Consider the following 25,345-nt stretch of genomic DNA (forward strand, 5'->3'; position numbering starts at 1 on the left):
TACGTCGTACCCTTGCGGGGGCTAGTAGGCGTCTACTAGCCCCCCGTCGTTATCCGAATCCGAGGAAGTTGGTCCAGCCGTGGTTCTGGGGTTCTCCATCGCCCTGATCGTCTTCAGCCTGCTGCTGATGCTGCTGGTGCTGATGCACAAGGGGAAGGGCGGCGGCCTCTCCGACATGTTCGGTGGCGGCATGCAGTCGTCCGTCGGCGGCTCCTCGGTCGCCGAGCGCAACCTCGACCGGATCACCGTCGTGGTCGGTCTGCTGTGGTTCGCGTGCATTGTCGTGCTCGGCATCCTGATGAAGGTGAACAACTGACCGGCACGCACAATCGGTACGTAAGGCCCCATGTTCGGTACGCGCAGCTGAGCGCGGCCTATCATGGGGCTTGCGTCTAGGTGTGAGGGCTCTGTAACTCCAATCACTGGACGCGCGTTGGGCCTTACGTAGACTGAGGCGCTCGCAGCGAAGCGAAACGCCGACTCGCTTCGCGGCACCATCACGCAGGGAGTTACAACCGTGGCAAGTGGCAACGCGATCCGAGGAAGCCGGGTCGGGGCGGGGCCGATGGGCGAGGCCGAGCGCGGCGAGTCCGCGCCGCGGCTGCGCATCTCCTTCTGGTGCTCCAACGGGCACGAGACGCAGCCGAGCTTCGCCAGCGACGCGCAGGTACCCGACACCTGGGACTGCCCGCGCTGCGGCTTTCCCGCCGGGCAGGACCGGGACAACCCGCCGGACCCGCCGCGCACCGAGCCCTACAAGACGCACCTGGCGTATGTACGGGAACGGCGCAGCGACGCCGACGGCGAGGCGATCCTCGCCGAGGCACTCGCCAAACTTCGGGGCGAGATCTAGGAGTTGAGGACCGGCCGGGCGCCTGCGGGTGCCTGGCCGGGCCTGTTTGACGCACCGGCACGGAACCGCTCGCGGACCGATTGTCAGTGGTGCCCTCTACGGTTTGTGTATCGATCTTCTGCATCGGTGGACCGTAAGGGGGAGTTGTGGCGACGGCTGAGGCGGCGGGACTGCGTGTGCCCGCGTGGCGCGGGGGATTCGGGCGGTTGTGGACCGCCGCCGTGGTCTCGCGGTTCGGAGACGCACTGCGTACGACCGCGCTGCCGCTGCTCGCCGTGCAGCTCACGGGCGATCCCCTGATCATCGCCTCGGTCACCGCCTGCGGCTATGTTCCCTGGCTGCTGTTCGGGCTGCTCGGCGGCGCCGTGGCGGACCGGGTGGACCAGCGGCGCGCGATGTGGGCGGTCGATCTCGTACGAGGCCTCCTCGTCGCCGTATTCGCGCTCGCCGTCGGACTCGGCCACGCGTCGATCCCGCTGCTGCTGGTGCTCGCCTTCACGTTGACGACGCTCCAGACGCTGTTCGACAACGCGTCCACGGCCCTGCTGCCGTCCCTCGTCGACCGAGCGGCACTGGGCAGTGCCAACGCCCGGCTGATGACGGGCCAGCAGCTCGCGGGCGGCCTGCTGGCGGGCCCGTTCGTGCCGCTGCTGCTCACGGCCGGGGCCGCCATGCCGTTCGCGGCCGACGCGGGCACCTATCTGCTGGCCGCCGCCCTGGTGGCGTCCCTGCGGGTGCGGCCGCCCGAGCGGGCGCGGCGCGCGCAAGGCAGCACACTGCGGGCCGAGATCGGCGACGGACTGCGCACCCTCTGGCGCGACCGGGCGCTGCGGGCGGTCTGCGTGGCCACGCTGCTGTGCAACATCGGTATGGGTGCCCTGATCGCCACGCTGGTGCTGCATGTGACGCGCTGGCTGGACGGGGGCCACGCGGCGTACGCGGCGGCCATGACCGCATACGCGGCCGGCGGCCTGGCCGGCGGTTTCGTGGCCCGGCGCATCGCGCACAGGATCGGGCGGGTGCGGGCATTGCTGCTGGCCGGGGCCGTCCAGACGTCCTCGCTGCTGCTCACGGGGACCGTCCGCCACCTGGCGGCCCTCCTGGTGGCCATGGCACTGCTCGGCGCCATGGGCATGGTGTGGAACGTCAACCAGGTCACGCTCATGCAGCAGCGCAGCCCCGAGTCCATGGTGGGCCGTATCGCCTCGGCCTTCCGCACCGCCTCGACGTCCGGCGCCCCGATAGGTGCCCTGCTCGGCGGCGCCGTGGCGGGGGCGTTCGGGCTCAACTGGCCCGCCTTGCTGGCCGGGGTGCTCTTCGCGCTCGCCGTCACCTCGTTGATACCGGCGCGCAAGGCGGACGTACCTGTTGTTGCGCCGGACGACGACGCCACGACGGGTCACGCGGTGCGCTGATCAATTAGGTTGGAACAGCTGGGACAGGCACGAAAGAAGGCTGAAGTCGGACATGAACGCAGACGGCCGTACCAGGCTCAACCGGACGCCCGAGTGGACCGCGCTGGCCAAGCACCGCGAGGAGCTGGGCGAGGTGCGGCTGCGGGAGCTGTTCGCCGCCGACCCGGGCCGCGGTGCGGGGTACACACTGCAGGTCGGCGACCTGCACATCGACTACTCCAAGCACCTGGTCACCGACGAGACACTGCGGCTGCTGCGCGAGCTGGCCGCCGCGACGGACGTGTTCGGGTTGCGGGACGCCATGTTCCGCGGCGAGAAGATCAACACCACCGAGAACCGCGCCGTGCTGCACACGGCGCTGCGCGCCCCGCGTGACGCGGTGATCGAGGTCGACGGGGAGAACGTCGTCCCCGATGTGCACGCCGTCCTCGACAAGATGGCCGACTTCGCCGAGCGGGTCCGCTCCGGCGCCTGGACCGGCCACACCGGCAAGCGCATCAGAAACGTCGTCAATGTCGGCATCGGCGGTTCCGACCTCGGCCCGGCGATGGCGTACGAGGTGCTGCGTAGCTACACCGACCGCGACCTGACGGTTCGCTTCGTGTCGAACGTCGACGGCGCCGACCTGCACGAGGCCACGCGCGACCTGGATCCCGCGGAGACGCTGTTCATCATCGCCTCCAAGACGTTCACCACGATCGAGACGATCAGCAACGCGACCTCGGCGCGCAACTGGCTGCTGGGCGAGCTGAAGGCGGGTCCGGAGGCCGTCGCCAAGCACTTCGTCGCCCTGTCGACGAACGCCGAGAAGGTCGCCGACTTCGGTATCGACACGGCCAACATGTTCGAGTTCTGGGACTGGGTCGGCGGGCGGTACTCGTACGACTCGGCGATCGGGCTCTCGCTCATGATCGCCATCGGCCCGGACCGCTTCCGGGAGATGCTCGACGGCTTCAGGATCGTCGACGAGCACTTCCGCACCGCGCCCGCTGAGACCAACGTGCCTTTGCTGCTGGGCCTGTTGGGCATCTGGTACGGCAACTTCCACGACGCCCAGTCGCACGCGGTGCTGCCGTACAGCCACTACCTGTCCAAGTTCACGGCGTATCTGCAGCAGCTGGACATGGAGTCCAACGGCAAGTACGTCGGCCGGGACGGGCGGGAGGTCGACTGGCAGACCGGGCCGATCGTGTGGGGCACGCCGGGCACCAACGGGCAGCACGCTTACTACCAGCTGATCCACCAGGGCACCAAGCTGATCCCGGCGGACTTCATCGGCTTCGCCGAGCCGGTCGCCGAAATGAGCGACGAACTCAAGGCGCAGCACGACCTGTTGATGGCGAACTTCTTCGCGCAGACGCAGGCTCTGGCGTTCGGCAAGACGCCGGAGGAGGTGCGCGCCGAGGGGGTGCCGGAGGAGCTGGTGACCCACAAGACGTTCAAGGGCGACCACCCGACGACGACGATCCTCGCGCGCGAGCTGACCCCGTCGGTGCTCGGCCAGCTGATCGCGCTGTACGAGCACAAGGTGTTCGTGCAGGGCGCGGTGTGGAACATCGACTCCTTCGACCAGTGGGGCGTGGAGCTGGGCAAGGTCCTCGCCAAACGGGTCGAGCCCGCGCTGACCGAGGGGGCGGACGTGCCGGGGCTGGACGCGTCGACGAAGGCGCTCGTCGCCAAGTACCGGGAGCTGCGCGGCCGGCAGTGACGGGTCCCTCCGGGGGTCGGGCGGGGCGCCTATGACCTCGGTGCCTTCTGTTTGATGGCGGCTGCGGGGGTGTGCGTGGTTGCTCGCGCCCACGCGGCGGAGCCGCATAGGGATACAGCCCCGCGCCCCTTGGCTGCAGCGGCTGCGCCGCTGCAGCCAACCTCAGGCGACCGCGCTCAGCGTGTCCGCGAGGCGGCGGCGTGCCGCGCGGGAGGCGGGGACGGCGGCGAGCGCGGCCGCTCCCGTGACCGCGGCCGCGCCGAACAGCAGCAGGAGCGCGGCGGACGGGCCCTGGGCGATCCCGGCGCCGATGCCGCTCGATCTGCCCTGTTCGTCGATCAGCCAGTGAGCGAGGGGCGTGCCCAGGGCCGTGCCGATGACGACCGCGACGAGGGCGGTGCAGGCGGTGGACGTGACGGTGATCGCGGTGATCTGCCGCGGGGACAGGCCGATGGCCTTGAGCGCCAGCAGGTCGCGCTCGCCCTCGCGGACGGTGCCGCCGATCGCGGTCAGCAGTTCGATGAGCCCGATGAGGGCCAGGACGGCGATGAGGCCCACGACCACGCCGCGCAGGGGGGAGAGGCCGTCGGCGGGGTTCGGGACGGTGTGTACGTCAAGGCGTCCGTGCCCGGCGGTGGTGAGGCGGTCGGCGACCCGCTGCGGATCCGCGCCCGGGTGGAGCCGCAGCTCGTAGAGCGTGGGGCCGAGGTCGGGGTCGTTCTCGCGAAGGGTGTCCAGGGAGGTGGAGATGACCCGGCCGGCGTTCTCCGGCTCGATGCCGCGGCCGACGATGTGCAGGATCTGCGGCTGGTCGCCGACGGTCATGCGGACCCAGTCGCCGACCTCCACGTCCAGCAGGTCGAGCAGTCCCTGCCCGGCCACCGCCTCGTCACGGCCCTGCGGGGGGCGGCCCTCGACCAGGGCGTACGGGTAGGGGTCCTGGTGGGTGCCGAGGCCGCGCAGGGCGATGGTGGCCGTCTGGCCCGGGACCAGGGCGGCCACCTCGACGCCCGGGTAGGCGGCGGCGACCTGCGGATCGCGTTCCAGCAGCGCGCGGGCGTCCGGGTCGGGCAGGCCGGAGTCGGCGCGGGCGGTGAGGGCGGTCGGCAGGCCGATCTGGTCGGGCCTGCTGTCGAAGCGCTCGATGGTGGTCCACGCGCTCATCGCCACCACGATCAGCAGCAGGGGCAGGGCGAGCCGGGCGACGGTGGCCAGCGAGCGCAGGCGGCGCGTGAAGGCCCGGTGCCAGCCCAGTACCAGCGCGGGCGGCAGCCGCAGCCCGAGCGCCTGCCGGGCCGCACCGGAGAGCCGCCCGCCGAGCGGAGCCGCGGGCCGTGGCACCGGAACCGGTGGCACCCGCCCCGCGCGCCATGCCGCGAGCCCCGTGGTCGCGCCGATGAACAGCACGGCACCCACCGGCACCGCGAACAGCGCCACGGTGTGCCCGGGCAGCCCCTGCCACACCCCGACCGCGTCCCCGAGCCGACCGGGGATACGGCTGCCGAGCGCCTGGATGAGGGACGCCGCGGCCACGGCGCCCAGGAGCGCGTAGGCGAGGTGCTGGAGCAGGAAGACACGGACCACCTGGCCCGGGGTGAAGCCGATCGCCTTCAGTACCGAGATGTCCCGCAGATGGCCGCGGATCCGGGTGCCGATCGCACCGTGCACGGCGAGCCCGGCGGCGACCAGCGCGCCCAGCCCGAACAGTCCCAGCACCTGCCCGAGCAGCCGGTTGTCGCCCTGCGCCTCGGAGCGGGCCTGCTTCCAGGTGGAGACCTCGCTGACCGCGCCGGCGCCCAGTACGGTCACGGCGCGCTGCACGGCGTAGTCGGTGTCCTCGGAGTCCGTCAGGCGCAGCCCGATCACCTGGCCGTCCACCTGGCCGCCCGGGTCGCGCACGGCTGACGGCGGCGCCCAGACGAGCCCCGGCTGTTCACCCGCCCGGTAGCGCGGCTCGGCGCTGTCGGCGATGCCGAGGACGGTCAGGGTCCGGGTGCCGGTGCCGGTGCCGGTGCCGGTGCCCGTGTCCGTGCCGGGCAGCGTGAGGGTGTCGCCGGGTGCGGCCAGCAGGGCGCGCGCCAGCCGGGTCTCCAGGACGACGCCGTCGGGCTTCGCGGGGTCCAGCCAGCTGCCGGAGGTGAGCAGTGGGCGGCCGACGGTGGGGCGCTCGGAGGTCCCGCGCAGTTCGACGGAGGCGCGGGTGCCGCGGGAGGAGGCCAGGGTGGTGGAGGCGGTGGGGTAGGGGCCGGCGACGGACTCGACGCCGTCGAGGCCGGACAGTTTCCCGGTGTCCGCCGAGGTGCCGGTGTGCAGCCAGACGTGCGCGCCGTGCGCCTGGGTGAAGACACGCTGCCACGGGTTGGTGGCGTAGCCGAAGAGCGCCGTGGCCAGCAGCAGTGAGACCACGATCCCGGCGGTGGCCAGCACGAGGAACAGCGCCTCGCCACGGTGTGTACGAAGATCGGAGTGCGCCCAGCGCAGGGTGGCTCGCATGGGCGTCAGCCTCGCCGCTCGCGACCAGGAGGCCTGCGGAGGGGATGGGGAGCGTCGTAGTCCCGCATGTCAGTCCTTGAGCTCCAGTACGCCCGATATCCCGGCCCGGCGCGGCGGGGTGCCGCCGTCCAGTTCGGCGTCGTCGGCGATCCGGCCGTCGAAGAAGCTGATCACCCGGTCCGCGGCGCTCGCCAGCCGGGCGTCATGGGTGACCAGCACGATCGTCTGGCCGCGCTGGTGGAAGCGGGACAGCAGCCGCATCACCTCGCGGGTGCCCTTGCTGTCCAGGCTGCCCGCGGGCTCGTCGGCCAGCAGCAGCGGGGGACGGTTGACCAGGGCCCGGGCCAGCGCGACGCGCTGCTGCTCGCCGCCGGACAGTTCGCCCGGCATGCTCCGCTCCTTGCCCGCGAGCCCCAGCTCGGCCAGCAGCTCCGCCCGCTCGGCGCGCGCCCGCTTCGGCGGGACGCCGGCCAGCAGCGCGGGGAGCTCGACGTTGTCGGCGACGGAGAGGTCGGAGACCAGGTTGAAGAACTGGAAGACGATCCCGATGCGCTTCCTGCGCTCCACCGCCCAGCGGGCCTCGCGCCACGCGTCCGCGCACTCGCCGTCCAGCCAGATGCTGCCGCTGTCGGGCCGCTGCAGCCCGCCCAGCAGATGCAGCAAGGTCGACTTGCCGGCACCGGAGGGGCCGGTGACGGCCACGAACTCGCCCTGCCGTACGGAGAGATCGACTCCCCGCACGGCATGCGCCGGAGCGCCCTCGCCGTAATGCGTCTTGACCAGGCCCTCGGCGCGCAGCACCGGACTCCCGGCGCCCGGCACAGGAGTGGAATCGTCGTTCACTCCAACTCCTCCAGCTCTTCCTGGCACCGCTCCAGCCAGTCCAGGTCGGCCTGCAGATGCAGCATCGCGCCCTCTATCAGCAGCTGGGCGATGCGGTTGTCCCGGTCCTCGGCGGCGGCCAGTTTCGACAGTTGACGCATGGTGTTCAGGTACTGGCGCCGCTGTCGGTTGATGAGGGCGATCTGTTCGGCGAGACCGGTCTGCGGGGCGAGGGCCAGCTTCATGAAGAACTCGTCCCGGACCCGCGGCTCGTCCTCGGGCTCCTCGAACCAGGCGCGCAGCGCCTCACGCCCGGCGTCGGTGAGGTGGTAGACCTTTTTGTTGGGCCGGCTGGACTGCTCGACGTCCTCGCCCTCGATCAGTCCCTGCTTCTCGAGGCGGCCGAGGGTCACATAGATCTGGCCGACATTCGGCTGAGGGTACGCGGAGCCCAGCGTCTGCTCAAGGTCCTGCTTGAGCTCGTACCCGTGGGCCGGTCCGCGTGCGAGCAGGGCCAGGAGGGGCAGCCGCACTCGTGCTCTCCTCCTCGCATCTGGGTAATGTGCCGCGAGGCCTAGTATCGCGCATACCTAACAGGTATACATGGCCCCTGACAAAGGGTGAAGATGCCCGATGCCGGTGTGCAAGGAGGAACCTATGCGGTGGATCCACGCCGCCGGTAGGGGCCTCCTCGTTCTGGTCGTGGTCATGACCGGCTACATCACCTCCGGCGTCAACGCCGACGAGGGCGCCGGCAGCGGCCGAGGGCCGCTGACCCTCGCCACCGCGGGGGACCTCACCGGCTACCTCGGCTCCGTCCTGGAGGGCTGGAACCGCACCCACCCCGACGAGAAGGTCACCCTCGTCGAGCTGCCGGACTCCGCCGACGAGACGCGCGCGCAGATGATCACCGACCTGCGCGACGGCGACGACGGTGGCGGCCGCTTCGACATGCTCAACATCGACGTCAGCTGGACCTCGGAGTTCGCGGCGCACGGCTGGATCCGCCCGCTTCCCCGCGACCGCTTCCCGCTCGGCACCTTCCTGCCGCCGGTCGTGGACACGGCGACCTACGACGGGCGGCTCTACGCGGTCCCGTACGTCACCAACGCCGGCTTGCTCCTCTATCGCGCGGACATCCTCGCGAAGGAGGGCGTCGACCCCCCGCGCACCTGGGCCGAGCTGGAGAAACAGGCGAAGACCCTGGCTCCCGAGCACGGTCTCGACGGCTACGCCGGTCAGTTCCTGCCCTACGAGGGCCTCACCGTCAACGCCGCCGAGGCCGTCTACTCGGCGGGCGGCTCGATCCTCGGCGACGAGGGCGAGCGCGTCACCGTCAACTCCACGGCGGCCCGCGAAGGCATCGAATTCCTCTCCCGTGGCGTGCGTGAGGGCTGGATCCCCAAGCGGGCGCTCACCTACAAGGAGGAGGAGTCCAAGCAGGCCTTCCAGGACGGCCGCCTGCTCTTCCTCCGCAACTGGCCGTACGCCTATGTCGGCGCCTCGGCCGAGGGCTCACCGGTCGCCGGGAAGATCGGCGCCGTACCGCTGCCGGGTCCGGACGGGCCCGGGACGAGTGTGCTGGGCGGCTCCAATCTCGCCGTCAGCACCCACGCCCGGCACCCCGACTCGGCCGCCCGCCTGATCGCCTACCTGACCAGCGAGCGGGTGCAGCGCCAGGTCTTCACGCGCGGGGCGCTGCCGCCCGTGCGGGCCGACCTGTACGAAGATCCCGAGCTCGTGCGCGAGTTCCCGTATCTGCCGACCCTGCGCGAGAGCGTGCTGACGGCCGCCCCGCGCCCCAAGAGCCCGCGCTACGACCAGGTGAGCCTGGTGGTGCAGGCGGTCGTGCACGACGCGATGACCGGCCGTGAGACGCCCGAGGCGGCCGTGCGACGGCTGGCGCGGGAACTGGCGGCCATCTCCAGCCGCTAGTTACTTGTTAAGTAACGGCGACGTCTCATCTGTCGTGCGGTTGTCCCAGTAAGTCCATATTTGGCTGGCCGACTGGGCAGTAACTCCTGTTCTTTTCATTGACACTCCCGCGACACACCTACCTAACATGCATGCATGTTGAGTAAGTACCACTGGTGGCGCGACGCGGTGATCTACCAGGTGTATGTCCGCAGCTTCCTGGACAGCACCGGTGACGGCATCGGCGATCTGGCCGGGGTCCGCGCCGGACTGCCGTATCTGAAGAAGCTCGGCGTCGACGGCATCTGGCTGAGCCCCTTCTACCCCTCGCCGCAGCACGACCACGGCTACGACGTCGCCGACTACTGCGACGTCGACCCGCTCTTCGGCGACCTCGCCGAGTTCGATCTGCTCGTCGCGGCGGCCCGGCGGCTCGGGATCAAGGTGCTGCTCGACATCGTCCCGAACCACTGCTCCAGCGAGCACCCGTGGTTCGAGGAGGCGCTGGCCGCCGAACCCGGCAGCGCCGCCCGCGCCCGCTTCCACTTCGCCGACGGCCGTGGCGCCGACGGGTCCGAGCCGCCCAACAACTGGCACGCGATGTTCGGTGGCCCGGCGTGGAGCCGGGTGACCGAGGCGGACGGGCAGCCCGGTCAGTGGTACTTGCACATGTTCACTCCCGAGCAGCCCGACTGGAACTGGCGCAACCCGGAGGTCGGCGCCGAGTTCGACCGGGTCCTGCGCTTCTGGCTGGACCGAGGCGTCGACGGCTTCCGCATCGACGTCGCCGCCGGTCTGTACAAGCACCCGGAGCTGCCCGACTCCGACGACCCGGAGGCCGACGCCCGCACCCGCGACTCGGTCAACCCGCTCGCCTGGAACCAGCCCGAGGTGCACGCGGTGTGGCGCGGCTGGCGTTCCATATGCGAGGAGTACACCGCCCGCGACGGCCGCGAGCGGCTCCTCGTCGGCGAGGTGTCCGTCCCGACCGCCCGCGAGCACGCCCTCTACGTCCGCTCCGACGAACTCCACCAGGCCTTCTTCTTCGACCTGCTCAGCGCCCCCTGGGAGGCCGACGCCTTCCGCAAGGTCATCTCCGAGGCCATGCAGGACATCGCCGGCACGGGCTCGACGGTCACCTGGGTCCTCAACAACCACGACCAGGTCCGCACCGTCACCCGCTACGGCGAACCCGCCACCGAGGGCAGCGGCCTCGGCGCCGCCCGCGCCCGCGCCGCCGCGCTGCTGATGCTGGCGCTGCCCGGAGCCGCGTACATCTACCAGGGCGAGGAACTGGGCCTGCCCGAGGTCGTCGACCTGCCCGACGACGTGCTCACCGACCCGATCTTCCGCCGCACGGGCAGCCGCGCCCGCATCCGCGACGGCTGCCGGGTGCCGCTGCCCTGGTCGGGACAGGCGTCGCCGTTCGGCTTCACCTCCGGCGTGGAGAGCGCCAAGCCGTGGCTCCCGCAGCCGGACTACTTCGCCGAGTACGCCACCGACCGCGCCCTCGCCGACACCCGCTCCTTCTGGCACCTGTACCGCGACGGTCTCCAACTGCGCGAGGCGCTGCCCCAGTTGGGCGAGGGCACGCTGCGCTGGCTGGAAAGCCCGCCCGGCGTCCTGGCCTTCGTCCGCGGCGACGGCCTCGTCTGCGCCGTCAACTTCGGTACGGCGCCCACGTCGGCGCCGGTCTCCGGTACCCCGCTGCTGTCGAGCGGCCCCTGCCCGGCCGGCGTGCTGCCCGGCTCCACCGCGGCCTGGTGGATGAGCGACGGGACCGAGTCCGTAGCCCCCTGAACCTCCGCCGAAGCCCTGAACCCCCGTCAGTTTCCCCATTTCCGAAGGGACATCGATGATGATGCGACGACGTACCACCCTGCTCACCGGCTGCACCGCCCTCGTCCTGGCACTCGGCGCGACCGCCTGCGGCGGCGGACCGGTCTCCGCCGGCGGGGGTGACAAGGCGCTCAGCGGTCAGACGGTCACCGTGGCCGGTGTCTGGACCGGCACCGAGCAGAAGAACTTCCAGAAGGTGCTGGACGCCTTCACCGAGAAGACCGGCGCCCAGACCGAGTTCGTGTCCACCGGGGACAACGTCTCCACCGTCGTCGGCAGCAAGATCGAGGGCGGCAACGCCCCCGACGTCGTGATGGTCCCGCAGGTCGGCGTGCTCCAGCAGTTCGCGAAGAGCGGCTGGCTCAAGCCGCTGTCCGGTGCGGCCCAGAAGTCCGTCGACGCCAACTTCGCACCCGTCTGGAAGAACTACGGCAGCGTCGACGGCGCCCTGTACGGCCTCTACTTCAAGGCCGCCCACAAGTCGACCGTCTGGTACAGCCCCGACGCCCTCGCCCAGGCCGGCGTCGAGCCGCCGAAGTCGTACGACGACATGCTGAAGGCCGGACAGACGGTCTCCGACTCGGGCCTCGCCGCCTTCTCGGTCGCCGGGCAGGACGGCTGGACGCTGACCGACTGGTTCGAGAACGTCTACCTCTCCCAGGCCGGGCCGGAGAAGTACGACGCCCTCGCCGCGCACAAGCTGAAGTGGACCGACGCCTCGGTGGTCGAGGCGCTCACCACGCTCGGCAAGCTGTTCAAGGACAAGCAGCTGATCGCGGGCGGCCAGAAGGGCGCCCTCAACACCGACTTCCCGGGCTCGGTGGAGAAGGTGTTCGGGCCGAAGCCCGAGGCGGGCATGGTCTACGAGGGCGACTTCGTCGCGGGCGTCGCGAAGGACCAGTTCGGCAAGTCGATCGGGGAGGACGCGAACTTCTTCCCCTTCCCGGCGGTCGGCGGGGGCAAGGCGCCGGTGGTCAGCGGTGGTGACGCGGCCGTCGTCCTGAAGGACGGCAAGAACCAGAAGGCCGGCATGGCGCTGCTCGAGTACCTGGCGACACCGGAGGCCGCGGCGGTGTGGGCGGAGGCGGGCGGCTTCCTGTCCCCGAACAAGAACGTCGACCTCGCGTCGTACGGCGACGACGTCACCCGCGAGACGGCCAAGTCCCTTGTGGCGGCGGGCGATTCGGTTCGCTTCGACATGTCCGACCAGGCCCCGGCGGCCTTCGGCGGCACCAAGGGCGCGGGCGAGTGGAAGCTGCTCCAGGACTTCCTGCGCGACCCGTCGGACCCGAAGGGCACCGCGGCGAAGCTGGAGGCCGCGGCGGCCAAGGCGTACCAGGGTCAGGGCTGACCGGACATGACCGCCACACTCGTGAAAGAGGCGAGCCGGGGGGCCGCCGTGGGCGCCGGCAGGGAACGTGCCCGGCGCTCGCGGCGGCGCGCGCGGATCATCGCCCTGCTCTTCGTCTTCCCGGCGCTGCTCCTGTTGGGCGCGCTGGTGGTGTATCCGGTGCTGTTCTCGGTCGGCCGCAGCTTCTTCGACGCCTCCGGCACCCGTTTCGTGGGCGGCGAGAACTACGCCGAGATGTTCCGCGACCCGGCCACCCTCAAGGCCATCCGCAACACCACCATCTGGGTCGTCGTGGCCCCGGCCCTGCTCACCGGCCTCGGCCTGATCCTGGCCGTGCTGGTGGAGAAGGTCCGCTGGGCGACCGCGTTCAAGCTGCTGCTGTTCATGCCGATGGCCGTGTCCTTCCTCGCCGCCGGCATCATCTTCCGGCTCGCGTACGACGAGGATCCGGACAAGGGCGTGCTGAACGCCGCCGTCGTCTCGGTGCACGACGCCTTCCAGGGCACGTCGACGTATCCGACGGCCCGCGCGCGTGACGGGCAGGGGCTGGCGAAGGGCACGGACGGCTCGTACCGCACGAACGGGACCGTGTCCCCGGGGGAGTCTGTGACGCTGGGGCTGGTAGGCGTCCTGCCCGCGGATCTGCCCGGGGACGCCCGTCCGGCCTACACCGCGGCGGAAGGGAAGGCCGGCCCCGGTGAGCTGCGCGGCGTCGTGTACCTCGACTTCACGCCCGGTGGGGGAGGGGAGCAGGGCAAGGTCGACCGGCGGGAGAGCGGGCTGCCGGAGATGACGGTCGAGGCCGTGCAAGCCGGGAAGGCGGTCGCCTCGACGACCACGGCCGCCGACGGTTCCTTCCGCTTCGAGGGGCTGGACGACGGCTCGTACACGGTGAAGCTGCCCGGGTCGAACTTCGCCGCTCCCTACGAGGGCGTCTCCTGGCTCGGGCCCACGCTCGTCACACCGGCGATCATCGGTGCGTACCTGTGGATCTGGACCGGGTTCGCCATGGTCCTGATCGGCGCCGGTCTCTCGGCCCTCCCCCGGGACGCGCTGGAGGCGGCGCGGATGGACGGCGCGAACGAGTGGCAGATCTTCCGCAGGATCACCGTGCCACTGCTGGCGCCGGTCCTGACGGTCGTGTTCATCACCCTCGTCATCAACGTGATGAAGGTCTTCGACCTCGTCTACATCATCGCGCCCGGCCCGGTGCAGGAGGACGCGACCGTGCTCGCGACACAGATGTGGCTGGTGTCGTTCGGCGGCGGCAACAACCAGGGCCTGGGAAGCGCGCTCGGCGTACTGCTGTTGCTGCTGGTCATCCCCGCCATGGTCTTCAACGTCCGTCGTTTCCGAGGGAGTCAGCGATGAACGCGGTCCGGCGCGGACTGGGCAACGGCCTGGTCCAGGCTTTTCTGGTGGTGGTCGGGCTGGTGTGGATGACACCGCTGGCCGGGCTGTTCCTCTCCTCGCTGCGGTCCGCCGAGGACACGGCGAACGGCGGTTGGTGGACGGTCTTCACCAGCCCCGGCCAGCTGTCCTTCGACAACTACTCGGCCCTGCTGGAGAACGCCGGGATCAGCCAGGCCTTCTGGAACACGGTGCTGATCTCGGTGCCGGCGACCCTGCTCGTCGTGGTCATCGCCGCGCTCGCCGGGTACGCCTTCGCGTGGCTGGACTTCCCCGGGCGCGAGGCGATCTTCCTGGTGGTGGTGGCGCTGCTGGTGGTGCCCGTGCAGATCGGACTGCTGCCGGTCGCCAAACTCTTCGGCCAGCTCGGGCTGTTCGGCACGATTCCCGGGGTCGTCCTCTTCCACGTGGCTTACGGGCTGCCGTTCGCGGTGTTCCTGCTGCGGAACTACTTCGCCGAGATGCCGAAGGAGATGCTGGAGGCGGCGCGGATGGACGGCGGCAGTGAGTGGCGGATCTTCACGCGGCTGGTGCTGCCTGTGGGGCGCCCTGCGATCGCCTCGCTCGCCATCTTCCAGTTCCTGTGGGTGTGGAACGACATGCTGGTGGCCCTGCTCTTCGCGGACAGCGCCTCGCAGCCGCTGACCGTTGAACTCCAGTCACAGATACGGCAGTTCGGCAGCAACATCGATGTGCTCGCGCCCGGGGCCTTTGTGTCGCTGGTGGTGCCGGTGGTGGTGTTCTTCGCGTTCCAGCGGCACTTCGTGCAGGGGGTCATGGCGGGGTCGGTCAAGTAGCGCACGTGATTCGGGCCCTCGCTTCACATCGAAGCGAGGGCCCGAAAGGCGTTCACGGTGACGCAGGTGGATACAGCGACCTCGGCAACTGCGAAGCCGCCGCCGCGTCCAGCAGCCACAGGGTCCGCCTACGGCCGTACGCCCCCGCCGCCGGCGCCTGGATCTCTCCCGCGCCCGACAGGGCGATCGCCGCGGCCTGCGCCTTGTCCTCGCCCGCTGCCAGGAGCCACACCTCACGCGCGGCCCGGATCGCGGGGAGCGTGAGGGTCACTCGGGTCGGGGGCGGCTTCGGGGCGCCGTGGACGCCGACGACCGTGCGCTCGGTCTCCCGTACGGCGGGGAGTTCCGGGAACAGGGAGGCGACGTGGGTGTCGGGGCCCACGCCCAGCATCAGGACGTCGAAGGTGGGCACCGAGCCGTGGTTCTCGGGGCCCGCCGCACGCGCCAGTTCCTCCGCGTACGCGGCAGCGGCCGCCTCCACGTCCGTGCCGAACGGGCCGTCCGACGCCGGCATGGCGTGCACCCGCTTCGGATCCAGCGGCACCGCGTCCAGCAGGGCCTCGCGCGCCTGCGTGACGTTGCGCTCCGGGTCGCCCTCGGGCAGGAAACGCTCGTCGCCCCACCACAGGTCGAGGCGGGCCCAGTCGATGGCGTCCCGGGCGGGGGCGGCCGCCAGCGCGGCCAGCAGGCCGTTGCCGTTGCGGCCGCCGGTGAGGACCACGGACGCCGAGCCCCGGGAGGCCTGCGCGTCCACGATCTTCGTGATCAGCCGGGCCGCCGCGGCCTGCGCCATCAGCTCCTTGTCGTGGTGCACGACCAACTGCGGAGTGCTCACTTCGCCGCCGCCTTCTTCACCGGTTCCGGCGCCGCCGTTTCCTGCGCAGCGGCTTCGACGGGAGCTTCGACCGGTTCTCCTTCGGCCGGTTCTCCTTTGGCCGGAGATCCCTCCCCGGCCTGTTCGGCTTCGCCGGCCGGAGAATCCTCGGCCCGCGCCACGGCGGCCTCCGCCAGCGCCACGGCCTGCACGGCCTTGGCCACGGCGGCCTCCGCTGCCTCCGCCGCTTCAGCACCCCGAACCGCGGCGGCCGGCACCGAGTTCAGCCGCTCCACCCCGAACCGCAGCGCCGACGCGTAGGTGTCGTCCGGGTCGAGCCGCCGCAGCTCCTCCGCGATCAGCTCGGCCGTCTCCCGCCGCTTCAGCGCCACCGCACGGTCCGGCTGGCCCTGGATGGAGAGGGTCGCCAGGGAGCCGTCCGCCCGGTCGAGCGTTATCGGGCCGCAGTCGGTGTCCATACGGACCGCCGTCAGACCGGGGCCCGACGACAGCGACCGCTTCACGGGCACGTCCAGCCGGTCCGCGAGCCACATCGCCAGCAGCTCACAGCTCGGGTTGAACTCCTCGCCCTCCACCTCGACGGCCTTCACCTCGCAGACCACCTGGTCCAGGGCCGCCGCGAGCATCGAGCGCCACGGCGTGATCCTGGTCCAGGAGAGATCCGTGTCGCCGGGTGTGTAGGTGTCCGCCCGCGCCGACAGCTCCCGCACCGGCTGCTCCGAGGCGTACGTGTCCGTCACCCGGCGCTGGGCCAGCGCGCCCAGCGGGTCGTTCGCCGGGTCGAGCGGCGCGTTCACCGGCCACCAGACCACCACCGGGGCGTCCGGCAGCAGCAGCGGAAGGACGACGGACTGGGCGTGGTCGGACACCTCGCCGTACAGCCGCAGGACGACCGTCTCACCGCTGCCCGCGTCGGCGCCCACCCGCACCTCGGCGTCCAGCCGGGACTGCGTACGGTCACGGGGCGAGCGCGAGACCCGCTTGATGACGACCAGCGTGCGCGAGGGGTGCTCGTGCGAGGCGTCGTTCGCCGCCTTGAGGGCGTCGTACGCGTTCTCCTCGTCCGTCACGATGACCAGCGTGAGCACCATGCCGACGGCCGGCGTCCCGATGGCCCGGCGGCCCTGCACCAGCGCCTTGTTGATCTTGCTGGCGGTGGTGTCCGTGAGGTCTATCTTCATGGCCGGCGCCAGCTCCGTCCGTCTCGCTCCAGCATGTCGTCCGCCTCGACGGGGCCCCAAGTACCGGCCGGGTACTGGGCGGGCGCGCCGTGCGTGTCCCAGTACTCCTCGATCGGGTCGAGGATCTTCCAGGACAGCTCGACCTCCTCGGTGCGCGGGAAGAGGTTGGAGTCACCGAGCAGGACGTCCAGGATCAGGCGCTCGTACGCCTCCGGGCTCGACTCCGTGAAGGACTCGCCGTACGCGAAGTCCATCGACACGTCCCGGATCTCCATCGAGGTGCCGGGCACCTTGGAGCCGAAACGGACCGTGACGCCCTCGTCCGGCTGGACGCGGATCACGATCGCGTTCTGGCCGAGCTCCTCGGTGGCCGTCGTGTCGAAGGGGGAGTGCGGCGCCCGCTGGAAGACCACCGCGATCTCCGTGACACGCCGGCCGAGCCGCTTGCCGGTGCGCAGATAGAAGGGGACGCCCGCCCAGCGGCGGTTGTCGATGCCCAGCTTGATCGCGGCGTACGTGTCGGTCTTCGACTTGGGGTCGATGCCCTCCTCCTGGAGGTACCCGACCGCCTTCTCGCCGCCCTGCCACCCGGCCGAGTACTGCGCGAACACGGTGTCCCGGCCCAGGTCCTTCGGCAGCCGTACGGCACCGAGCACCTTGGTCTTCTCGGCGGCCAGCGCGTCCGCGTCGAAGGATGCCGGCTCCTCCATGGCCGTCAGGGCCATCAGCTGCAGGAGGTGGTTCTGGATGACGTCACGGGCGGCGCCGATGCCGTCGTAGTAGCCGGCCCGGCCGCCGATGCCGATGTCCTCGGCCATGGTGATCTGCACGTGGTCCACGAAGGACCGGTTCCAGATCGGCTCGAACATCGTGTTGGCGAAGCGCAGCGCCAGGATGTTCTGGACGGTCTCCTTGCCCAGGTAGTGGTCGATCCGGAAGACCTGGTCCGGGGCGAAGACCTCGTGGACGACCTTGTTGAGCTCCTCGGCCGAGGCAAGGTCGTGGCCGAACGGCTTCTCGATGACCGCGCGACGCCAGGAGCCGGACGTCTGGTCGGCGAGGCCGTGCTTCTTCAGCTGCTGGATGACCACCGGGAAGGAGCGCGGCGGCACGGAGAGGTAGAAGGCGAAGTTGCCGCCCGTGCCCTGGGCCTTGTCCAGCTCCTCGATGGTGGCGCGCAGCCGCTCGAAGGCGTCGTCGTCGTCGAAGGTGCCCTGCACGAAGCGCATGCCCTGGATGAGCTGCTGCCAGACCTCCTCGCGGAAGGGTGTGCGGGCGTGTGCCTTGACCGCGTCGTGGACCTCCTGCGCGAAGTCCTCGTGGGCCCACTCGCGGCGGGCGAAGCCGACCAGCGAGAAGCCCGGCGGCAGCAGACCCCGGTTGGCGAGGTCGTACACGGCGGGCATCAGCTTTTTACGTGACAAATCGCCCGTAACGCCGAAGATCACCAGGCCCGACGGCCCCGCGATACGCGGGAGCCGTCGGTCGGCGGCGTCACGAAGCGGGTTCGCTTCAGTGACGGTAAAGGGTGACAAGGGATCAGCCCTCCGAGGGGGCGAGGCGCTCCAGCTCCGCCTCGGTCGACTTGAGCAGGTCGTTCCAGGACGCCTCGAACTTCTCGACGCCCTCGTCCTCAAGGAGCTGGACCACGTCGTCGTACGAGATCCCGAGCGCCTCGACGGCGTCCAGGTCGGCACGGGCCTGCTCGTAGGTGCCGGCGATGGAGTTGCCGGTGATCTCGCCCTTCTCCTCCGTGGCCTGGAGGGTGGCCTCGGGCATGGTGTTGACCGTGTTCGGCGCGACCAGGTCGTCGACGTACAGGGTCGGCTTGTAGGCCGGGTCCTTCACGCCGGTGGAGGCCCACAGCGGACGCTGCTTGTTGGCGCCGGCGTTCTCCAGCGCGCTCCAGCGGTCCGACGAGAAGACCTCCTCGTACGCCTGGTAGGCGAGACGCGCGTTCGCCACGCCCGCCTTGCCACGCGCGGCCTTGGCCTCGTCCGTGCCGAGCGCGTCGATCCGCTTGTCGATCTCCGTGTCCACGCGGGAGACGAAGAAGGACGCCACGGAGCGGATGAGCGACAGGTCCAGCCCGCGCTCCTTGGCCTTCTCCAGGCCGGCCAGGTAGGCGTTCATGACCTCGCGGTAGCGCTCCAGCGAGAAGATCAGCGTGACGTTGACGCTGATGCCGAGGCCGATGACCTCGGTGATCGCCGGGAGGCCCGCCTTGGTGGCCGGGATCTTGATCAGGGTGTTCGGGCGGTCGACCAGCCAGGCCAGCTGCTTGGCCTCGGCGACGGTCGCGCGGGTGTTGTGCGCGAGCCGGGGGTCGACCTCGATGGAGACCCGGCCGTCCTGGCCGCCGGTGGCGTCGAAGACCGGGCGCAAGATGTCGGCGGCGTCGCGGACGTCCGCCGTGGTGATCATGCGGATCGCCTCTTCGACCGTCACCTTGCGGGCGGCGAGGTCGGCGACCTGCTGCTCGTAGCCGTCACCACTGCTGATCGCCTTCTGGAAGATCGTCGGGTTGGTGGTGACACCGACGACGTGCTGCTGGTCGATCAGCTCGGCGAGGTTGCCGGACGTGATGCGCTGGCGCGACAGGTCGTCCAGCCAGATCGCGACGCCTTCCTCGGAGAGGCGCTTCAGTGCGTCTGTCATGGAAAATCAAACTCCTACGTCTCGTATATGAGCGTCAGCGCTGGGCGGCAGCGAGGGATTCCCGCGCGACGGCGGCCACGTTCTCGGCAGTGAAGCCGTACTCCCGGAAAAGGACCTTGCCGTCGGCCGAAGCACCGAAGTGCTCCAGGGAAACGATGCGACCCGCGTCCCCGACGTACTTGTGCCAGGTCAGACCGATACCCGCCTCGACGGCGACCCGCGCCTTGACGGCCGGCGGCAGAACGCTGTCCCGGTACCCCTGGTCCTGCTCCTCGAACCACTCCACGGACGGCATGGACACCACCCGCGTCGGCACGCCGGAAGCCTGGAGCTGCTCGCGCGCCTCGACGGCGATGTGCACCTCGGAACCGGTCGCGATGAGGACGACCTGCGGCTCGCCGCCGTCGGCCTCGAACATCACGTAACCACCGCGCGCGGCGTCCTCGTTCGCCTCGTACGTCGGCACGCCCTGACGGGTCAGCGCGAGCCCGTGCGGGGCGCCCTTGCCGAACTCCTTGGTGTAGCGCCCCAGGATCTCGCGCCAGGCGATCGCGGTCTCGTTGGCGTCGGCCGGGCGGACGACGTTGAGACCGGGGATGGCCCGCAGGGACGCGAGGTGCTCGACCGGCTGGTGGGTGGGGCCGTCCTCGCCGAGGCCGATGGAGTCGTGCGTCCACACGTACGTCACCGGCAGGTGCATCAGCGCCGACAGACGCACGGCGTTGCGCATGTAGTCGGAGAACACGAGGAACGTGCCGCCGTAGATACGGGTGTTGCCGTGCAGCGCGATGCCGTTCATCTCCGCGGCCATGGAGTGCTCGCGGATGCCGAAGTGGATCGTGCGGCCGTACGGGTCCGCCTCCGGCAGCGGGTTGTCCGCCGGAAGGAACGACGACGTCTTGTCGATGGTGGTGTTGTTGGAGCCGGCCAGGTCGGCCGAGCCGCCCCACAGCTCCGGGATGACCGCGCCGAGCGCCTGAAGGATCTTGCCGGACGCGGCACGGGTGGCGACGCCCTTGCCGGGCTCGAAGACCGGGACCTTCTCCTCCCAGCCGGTGGGCAGCTCGCCCTTGCTGATGCGGTCGAACTCGGCGGCGCGCTCGGGATTGTTGTCCCGCCACAGCTGGAAGGACTTCTCCCACTCCGCCTTGTCCTGGGCGCCGCGCTCCAGGGCCTTGCGGGTGTGGCCGATGACCTCGTCGGAGACCTCGAAGGACTGCTCCGGGTCGAAGCCGAGGACGCGCTTGGTGGCCGCGACCTCCTCGTCGCCGAGCGCCGAGCCGTGGGCGGCCTCGGTGTTCTGGGCGTTCGGGGCGGGCCAGGCGATGATCGAGCGCATGGCGATGAAGGACGGCTTGTCCGTCACCTTCTTCGCTTCCTCGATCGCGTTGTAGATGGCGTGCGGGTCGAGGTCGCCGTCCGGCTTCGGGGCGATGCGCTGCACATGCCAGCCGTACGCCTCGTAGCGCTTGACGGTGTCCTCGGAGACGGCCGTCTCGGTGTCGCCCTCGATCGAGATGTGGTTGTCGTCCCACAGCATGATCAGGTTGCCGAGCTTCTGGTGGCCGGCCAGCGAGGACGCCTCCGCGGAGATGCCCTCCTGCAGACAGCCGTCACCGGCGATCACGTAGACGAAGTGGTCGAAGGGGGAGGTGCCCTCGGCGGCCTCCGGGTCGAACAGACCGCGCTCGTAGCGGGCGGCCATCGCCATGCCGACGGCGTTGGCGACACCCTGGCCCAGCGGACCGGTCGTCGTCTCCACACCCACGGTGTGGCCGTACTCCGGGTGACCGGGGGTCTTCGAACCCCACGTCCGGAAGGCCTTCAGATCGTCCAGCTCCAGGCCGAAGCCGGCCAGGTACAGCTGGGTGTAGAGGGTCAGGGACGAGTGGCCGGCGGACAGCACGAAACGGTCGCGCCCGACCCACTCGGCGTCCGCGGGGTCGTGCCGCATCACCTTCTGGAAGAGGGTGTAGGCGGCAGGCGCCAGGCTCATCGCCGTACCCGGATGGCCGTTACCGACCTTCTGTACGGCGTCGGCGGCCAGGACACGGGCGGTGTCGACGGCCCGCTGGTCCAACTCGGTCCACTCGAGGTCTGTGGTGGTCGGCTTGGTGCTCACCCTGGGTCAGGGCTCCTCTCCACATGTCGGTTGCCGGTGTCACGGGCACACGCCCACCGGCTGCCGGCGTTCTCGGCGTCGGCCGGCCGCTGTCGAGCCTACCCCTGGAAGTACGTGCGTTTTTTCGAGTCATTCCAGACTGCCGGGAGTCTTCGGGATGTGCCTCCCGACCGGGTCGTTCCGCATTCGACACGTGAATACGCAGCCGCTCATCCGGGTGCTCAATCGAGCTTCGGCGCGCCCGTCGGACGGCCCCCTCCAACACGACCCCACCCCCGCGAATGTCCGGGTCTGGGCAACGTCTACAGTGGCGTGGTACGCGCGAGCCTTTACCGGGACTTCACACGGGGAGGCTTGCTGGGATGTCTCTGTCAGGGGTGTGCGTGACGGCCGTTGAATCCCGTCCAGCGGGGATTATCGGGACGAGCCAGAGCCCGAGCCGGCGGCCGGTAGGGGCCCGGGTCAAGGCGTTCGTGGCGCTGACCAAGCCGCGGATCATCGAGCTGCTGCTCATCACCACCGTTCCGGTGATGTTCCTGGCCGAGCAGGGTGTGCCCGACCTCGGTCTGGTGCTGCTCACCTGCCTCGGCGGCTACCTCTCCGCCGGTGGCGCCAACGCGCTGAACATGTACCTCGACCGCGACATCGACGCGCTCATGGACCGCACCTCGCAGCGCCCCCTGGTCACCGGCATGGTCAGCCCCCGCGAGTGCCTGGCCTTCGGCATCACGCTGGCGGTCGTCTCGACGCTGCTGTTCGGCCTCACCGTCAACTGGCTGAGCGCCTGGCTCTCACTCGGCGCACTCCTCTTCTACGTCGTCGTCTACACGATGATCCTCAAGCGCCGTACCTCGCAGAACATCGTGTGGGGCGGCATCGCGGGCTGCATGCCGGTGCTGATCGGCTGGACGGCCGTCACGAACTCCCTCACCTGGGCGCCGCTCATCCTCTTCATGGTGATCTTCTTCTGGACGCCGCCGCACTACTGGCCGCTGTCCATGAAGGTGAGGGACGACTACGCGCGCGTGGGCGTGCCGATGCTCCCGGTCATCGCCTCCAACAAGGTCGTCGCCAAGCAGATCGTCATCTACAGCTGGGTGATGGTCGCGGTGTCGCTCCTGCTCACGCCGCTCGGCTACACGGGCTGGTTCTACACCGTGGTCGCGCTGGGCGCGGGCGGCTGGTGGCTGTGGGAGGCGCACGCCCTGCAGAACCGCGCCAAGGCCGAGGTGACGGGCGCGAAGCTGAAGGAGATGCGCCTGTTCCACTGGTCCATCACCTATGTGTCGCTGCTCTTCGTGGCGGTGGCGGTGGACCCGTTCCTGCGGTAGCTCCGCTGAGGCACGGGTCACTCACCCCGCCCGTCGCCATTCGATCTACTCGTCGGTAGCATCCTGGCCATGGCAGACAAGGTGGCCAAGCTGGCCAAGCAGATCAACTCCTTCGCGAAGTCCCACGGCGGCGCCGAGGCCCAGGTCGCGTACATCGGACAGCGCGGCGCCCGCATCGTGCTCGTGGGCGAGGACGGCGGCTGGGGCGACCTGGTGGCACCGTCGTACGAGACCGCCGAGAAGGCGGTGGAGAAGGCCGGGATCACGCGCCACGAGTCCTTCGACGGCGAGTTCGCGGCGAAGGTGACGACCGGCCCGTACGAGTGGAGCCGTATGGCGGGCATCCAGGTCGGTGGACCGAGGAACGGCTGAGACCTGTCGGCTTTTCGCACGAGGTGCGTGACACCAACACCTGAGGCCTGTTCACCCGTTAGGACCTGTGAGGAGCACACGGTCCAGCAACGGGGAGCCCGGATGATCGAAACACCGTCCCTCGTGGACCAGTACTGCCACGGCGTACTGAGAACGGAACTGGGCCTCGGCACGTTCGAGGCCCAGCTGGCCCGCACCGAAGGTCCCCCGGCTCCCGGCACCACCCTCTTCGACACGCAGACAGGCTTCGCCGTACGGCGCTGGTGCCCCCCGTTACTCGGCCTGGAACCGCACTGCCCTCCCGCCCGCTATCTCGCCCGCCGCCGTGAACTGGGCGTACTGGAAGCGGGCCGCAGGCTGCTGCGCGGCAGCGGCATCACGACGTATCTGATCGACACCGGCGTCCCCGGCGACCTGACCAGTCCTGCCGAGATGGCCTCCACGGGCGAGGCCGACGCCCACGAAATCGTGCGCCTCGAGCTGCTCGCCGAACAGGTCGCCGACACCTCCGGCACCGTCGAGTCCTTCCTCGCCAACCTCGCCGAATCGGTGCACGGTGCGGCGGCTAACGCGGTGGCCTTCACGTCGGTCGCAGGCGCCCGGCACGGACTCGCGCTCGCCCCGGAGCCCCCGGGGCCGGGAGAGGTACGGGGCGCGGCGGGCCGCTGGCTGGCGGGGCGCAGGGTGGGCGGGGAGCTGAGCGATCCGGTGCTGCTACGGCACCTGCTGTGGATCGCGGTGGCGTCGGGACGGCCGCTGCAGCTGCACGCCGGGCTGGGGGAGCCGGGCCTGCGCATCGACCGTACGGACCCGGTGCTGCTCACGGACTTCGTCCGCGCCACGGTCGGCCTCGGCACCGATCTGATCCTGCTGCACGGCTACCCGTACCACCGGCACGCCGCCCACCTGGCCGGCGTCTTCCCGCACGTCTACGCCGACTCCGGCGCCGCACTCATCCGCACGGGCGCCCGCGCCGCGACGATCCTCGCCGAGATCCTGGAACTCGCCCCCTTCGGCAAGATCCTCTTCTCCAGCGGCGCACAGGGCCTGCCCGAGCTGCACGTGGTGGGCGCGGGACTCTTCCGCGAGGCCCTCGCACGGGTGCTCGGGGGATGGGTCGCCGAGGGGGCGTGGTCGCTGGCGGACGCGCAACGGGTGGCGGGGATGGTGGCGGCGGGGAACGCCAGACGGGTGTACGGGCTGGAGTGAGCCGGTCCGCTGCACGCGCGCGTATGCCGAGCGGGAGCGCTACGCGCGCGTGCCCACCGTCGCCTCGGGCGCCGGAGCCGGGAGGCCGGTCTCGTCCTGCGGCCGTTCCCGCAGGGCGAGCAGCACCCGCAGCACCGCGATCCATGTCACGGCCGAGCCGAACATGTGCAGGCCGACCAGGAGCTCCGGCAGGTCCGTGAAGTACTGGACGTAGCCGATGACGCCCTGGGCGAGAAGGATCAGGAACAGGTCGCGGGTGCGGTTCAGGGGGCCCTTCGGGGCGTCGACCGCCTTGAGGACGAACCACAGGGCGAACGTCAGCGTCACCACGATCCAGGCCAGCACGGCGTGCAGCTTGGTGACGTTCTCCCAGTTCACCGGCATCCGCTCGACCTCGCTGGAGTCGCCCGCGTGCGGGCCCGCGCCGGTGACCACTGTGCCGACCAGGATCAGCAGCACCGAGGCCCCGACCAGGAACCACACCAGCTGCTGGACCGCCTTGCCGACCAGCGGCCGCGGCGCCGCGTCGCCCTCCCGGGCGCGCTGCCACATCACCGTCGCGACCGCGATGAGCGCGGACGTCGCCACGAAGTGGGCCGCGACCGTGTACGGGTTGAGGCCGACGAGGACGACGATGCCGCCGAGCACCGCGTTGCTCATGACGATCCAGAACTGCGCCCATCCCAGGCGGGTCAGGCTGCGCCGGTACGGCTTCTCGGAGCGCGCGGCGATGATCGCCCAGCCGACCGCGGCGCACAGCACATAGGTCAGCATGCGGTTGCCGAACTCGATGGCGCCGTGCAGGCCCATCTCGCTGGTGGCGGTGAGCGAGTCGTCGGTGCACTTGGGCCAGGTCGGACAGCCGAGCCCGGACCCGGTGAGGCGTACCGCACCGCCGGTGACCACGATGACCACCGACATCAGCAGCGCGGCGAGAGCCGCCCGCTGGACCGTCCTAGGGGTCGGGGTCCAGCGTGCGGCGATGAAGGCGAGGGGGTTGCGCACGGCCGCTACGGCGTCGGCGCGGGTCAGCTT

Annotated in this window: 21 protein-coding genes; 12 read left to right on the top strand and 9 right to left on the bottom strand. The window is 70.5% G+C overall.

Annotation, left to right across the window (positions count from 1 at the left end):
* Positions 1-79 precede the first annotated feature (79 nt).
* The 4 genes from secG to pgi all read left to right on the top strand — a co-directional run bounded on the left by secG (position 80) and on the right by pgi (position 3,976).
* Positions 80-316 (top strand): preprotein translocase subunit SecG, encoded by a 237-nt coding sequence (gene secG, locus IF78_RS0104170; RefSeq protein ID WP_031121198.1) that lies wholly within the window; start codon positions 80-82, stop codon positions 314-316.
* Between the two features lie 201 nt (positions 317-517).
* Positions 518-853: an RNA polymerase-binding protein RbpA gene (locus IF78_RS0104175; RefSeq protein WP_003957010.1), complete on the top strand. Its 336-nt coding sequence runs from the start codon at positions 518-520 to the stop codon at positions 851-853.
* 146 nt (positions 854-999) lie between these two features.
* Entirely contained in the window at positions 1,000-2,268 is a 1,269-nt protein-coding gene (locus tag IF78_RS0104180; protein WP_031477416.1) for an MFS transporter, read from the top strand.
* 52 nt (positions 2,269-2,320) lie between these two features.
* Positions 2,321-3,976, top strand: a complete 1,656-nt coding sequence (gene pgi / locus IF78_RS0104185) for a glucose-6-phosphate isomerase (protein WP_031477415.1) — start codon at positions 2,321-2,323, stop codon at positions 3,974-3,976.
* A 162-nt stretch (positions 3,977-4,138) separates the two neighbouring features.
* Here pgi and IF78_RS0104190 read toward each other — a convergent pair whose 3' ends face one another.
* From IF78_RS0104190 to IF78_RS0104200, 3 genes are all read right to left on the bottom strand, one after another.
* Positions 4,139-6,469 (bottom strand): ABC transporter permease, encoded by a 2,331-nt coding sequence (locus IF78_RS0104190; protein WP_031477414.1) that lies wholly within the window; start codon positions 6,467-6,469, stop codon positions 4,139-4,141.
* A 69-nt stretch (positions 6,470-6,538) separates the two neighbouring features.
* Entirely contained in the window at positions 6,539-7,312 is a 774-nt protein-coding gene (locus tag IF78_RS0104195; protein WP_425314597.1) for an ABC transporter ATP-binding protein, read from the bottom strand.
* Positions 7,309-7,824 (bottom strand): PadR family transcriptional regulator, encoded by a 516-nt coding sequence (locus IF78_RS0104200; RefSeq protein WP_031477412.1) that lies wholly within the window; start codon positions 7,822-7,824, stop codon positions 7,309-7,311. Before IF78_RS0104200 ends, IF78_RS0104195 begins: the two co-directional genes overlap by 4 nt.
* 124 nt (positions 7,825-7,948) lie before the next feature.
* Here IF78_RS0104200 and IF78_RS0104205 point away from each other — a divergent pair, with 124 nt between their 5' ends.
* The 5 genes from IF78_RS0104205 (at position 7,949) to IF78_RS0104225 (ending at position 14,602) form a co-directional block, all read left to right on the top strand.
* On the top strand, positions 7,949-9,226 hold the full coding sequence (locus IF78_RS0104205) for an ABC transporter substrate-binding protein (RefSeq protein ID WP_031477411.1): 1,278 nt from the start codon (positions 7,949-7,951) through the stop codon (positions 9,224-9,226).
* 135 nt (positions 9,227-9,361) lie between these two features.
* Positions 9,362-11,005 (top strand): glycoside hydrolase family 13 protein, encoded by a 1,644-nt coding sequence (locus IF78_RS0104210; RefSeq protein ID WP_031477410.1) that lies wholly within the window; start codon positions 9,362-9,364, stop codon positions 11,003-11,005.
* 58 nt (positions 11,006-11,063) lie between these two features.
* Entirely contained in the window at positions 11,064-12,395 is a 1,332-nt protein-coding gene (locus IF78_RS0104215; protein WP_031477409.1) for an ABC transporter substrate-binding protein, read from the top strand.
* 6 nt (positions 12,396-12,401) lie between these two features.
* Positions 12,402-13,766, top strand: coding sequence for an ABC transporter permease (locus tag IF78_RS0104220; RefSeq protein ID WP_031477408.1), 1,365 nt, complete (start codon positions 12,402-12,404; stop codon positions 13,764-13,766).
* On the top strand, positions 13,763-14,602 hold the full coding sequence (locus IF78_RS0104225) for a carbohydrate ABC transporter permease (protein ID WP_031477407.1): 840 nt from the start codon (positions 13,763-13,765) through the stop codon (positions 14,600-14,602). Before IF78_RS0104220 ends, IF78_RS0104225 begins: the two co-directional genes overlap by 4 nt.
* A 52-nt stretch (positions 14,603-14,654) precedes the next feature.
* Here the strand turns inward: IF78_RS0104225 and pgl are convergent, their stop codons facing one another.
* Genes pgl through tkt form a run of 5 tightly spaced genes read right to left on the bottom strand, consistent with a single transcriptional unit; the run spans position 14,655 to position 21,398 of the window.
* The gene (gene pgl, locus IF78_RS0104230) at positions 14,655-15,437 is read right to left on the bottom strand and encodes a 6-phosphogluconolactonase (protein WP_031477406.1); all 783 of its coding nucleotides are present in this window, start codon (positions 15,435-15,437) and stop codon (positions 14,655-14,657) included.
* On the bottom strand, positions 15,434-16,618 hold the full coding sequence (gene opcA / locus IF78_RS0104235) for a glucose-6-phosphate dehydrogenase assembly protein OpcA (RefSeq protein WP_031477405.1): 1,185 nt from the start codon (positions 16,616-16,618) through the stop codon (positions 15,434-15,436). Before opcA ends, pgl begins: the two co-directional genes overlap by 4 nt.
* On the bottom strand, positions 16,615-18,153 hold the full coding sequence (gene zwf, locus IF78_RS0104240) for a glucose-6-phosphate dehydrogenase (protein WP_031477404.1): 1,539 nt from the start codon (positions 18,151-18,153) through the stop codon (positions 16,615-16,617). Before zwf ends, opcA begins: the two co-directional genes overlap by 4 nt.
* Positions 18,154-18,157: 4 nt before the next feature.
* Positions 18,158-19,276: a transaldolase gene (tal, locus tag IF78_RS0104245; RefSeq protein ID WP_031477403.1), complete on the bottom strand. Its 1,119-nt coding sequence runs from the start codon at positions 19,274-19,276 to the stop codon at positions 18,158-18,160.
* Positions 19,277-19,310: 34 nt separating this feature from the next.
* Entirely contained in the window at positions 19,311-21,398 is a 2,088-nt protein-coding gene (gene tkt / locus IF78_RS0104250) for a transketolase (RefSeq protein WP_031477402.1), read from the bottom strand.
* 362 nt (positions 21,399-21,760) lie between these two features.
* On the opposite strand from tkt, the gene IF78_RS0104255 reads away from it, so the two are divergent.
* The 3 genes from IF78_RS0104255 to IF78_RS0104265 all read left to right on the top strand — a co-directional run bounded on the left by IF78_RS0104255 (position 21,761) and on the right by IF78_RS0104265 (position 24,310).
* Positions 21,761-22,729, top strand: a complete 969-nt coding sequence (locus IF78_RS0104255; RefSeq protein ID WP_425314598.1) for a heme o synthase — start codon at positions 21,761-21,763, stop codon at positions 22,727-22,729.
* Between the two features lie 69 nt (positions 22,730-22,798).
* Positions 22,799-23,101, top strand: a complete 303-nt coding sequence (locus IF78_RS0104260; protein WP_031477400.1) for a hypothetical protein — start codon at positions 22,799-22,801, stop codon at positions 23,099-23,101.
* A 102-nt stretch (positions 23,102-23,203) separates the two neighbouring features.
* Positions 23,204-24,310, top strand: coding sequence for an amidohydrolase family protein (locus IF78_RS0104265; RefSeq protein WP_031477399.1), 1,107 nt, complete (start codon positions 23,204-23,206; stop codon positions 24,308-24,310).
* Positions 24,311-24,349: 39 nt separating this feature from the next.
* On the opposite strand, the gene IF78_RS0104270 is transcribed toward IF78_RS0104265, so the two are convergent.
* The gene (locus tag IF78_RS0104270; RefSeq protein WP_234439734.1) at positions 24,350-25,342 is read right to left on the bottom strand and encodes a COX15/CtaA family protein; all 993 of its coding nucleotides are present in this window, start codon (positions 25,340-25,342) and stop codon (positions 24,350-24,352) included.
* Between the last annotated feature and the right edge of the window lie 3 nt (positions 25,343-25,345).

This window comes from Streptomyces bicolor, assembly GCF_000719285.1.
Classification (GTDB): Bacteria; Actinomycetota; Actinomycetes; order Streptomycetales; family Streptomycetaceae; genus Streptomyces; species Streptomyces bicolor.

Coding starts and splice junctions, on each gene's coding strand:
- IF78_RS0104255 (WP_425314598.1), top strand. CDS start 21,761: ATGTCTCTGTCAGGGGTGTGCGTGACGGCCGTTGAATCCCGTCCAGCG.
- IF78_RS0104215 (WP_031477409.1), top strand. CDS start 11,064: ATGATGCGACGACGTACCACCCTGCTCACCGGCTGCACCGCCCTCGTC.
- IF78_RS0104220 (WP_031477408.1), top strand. CDS start 12,402: ATGACCGCCACACTCGTGAAAGAGGCGAGCCGGGGGGCCGCCGTGGGC.
- IF78_RS0104225 (WP_031477407.1), top strand. CDS start 13,763: ATGAACGCGGTCCGGCGCGGACTGGGCAACGGCCTGGTCCAGGCTTTT.
- IF78_RS0104260 (WP_031477400.1), top strand. CDS start 22,799: ATGGCAGACAAGGTGGCCAAGCTGGCCAAGCAGATCAACTCCTTCGCG.
- IF78_RS0104205 (WP_031477411.1), top strand. CDS start 7,949: ATGCGGTGGATCCACGCCGCCGGTAGGGGCCTCCTCGTTCTGGTCGTG.
- IF78_RS0104265 (WP_031477399.1), top strand. CDS start 23,204: ATGATCGAAACACCGTCCCTCGTGGACCAGTACTGCCACGGCGTACTG.
- pgi (WP_031477415.1), top strand. CDS start 2,321: ATGAACGCAGACGGCCGTACCAGGCTCAACCGGACGCCCGAGTGGACC.
- opcA (WP_031477405.1), bottom strand. CDS start 16,618: ATGAAGATAGACCTCACGGACACCACCGCCAGCAAGATCAACAAGGCG.
- IF78_RS0104210 (WP_031477410.1), top strand. CDS start 9,362: ATGTTGAGTAAGTACCACTGGTGGCGCGACGCGGTGATCTACCAGGTG.
- tal (WP_031477403.1), bottom strand. CDS start 19,276: ATGACAGACGCACTGAAGCGCCTCTCCGAGGAAGGCGTCGCGATCTGG.
- IF78_RS0104190 (WP_031477414.1), bottom strand. CDS start 6,469: ATGCGAGCCACCCTGCGCTGGGCGCACTCCGATCTTCGTACACACCGT.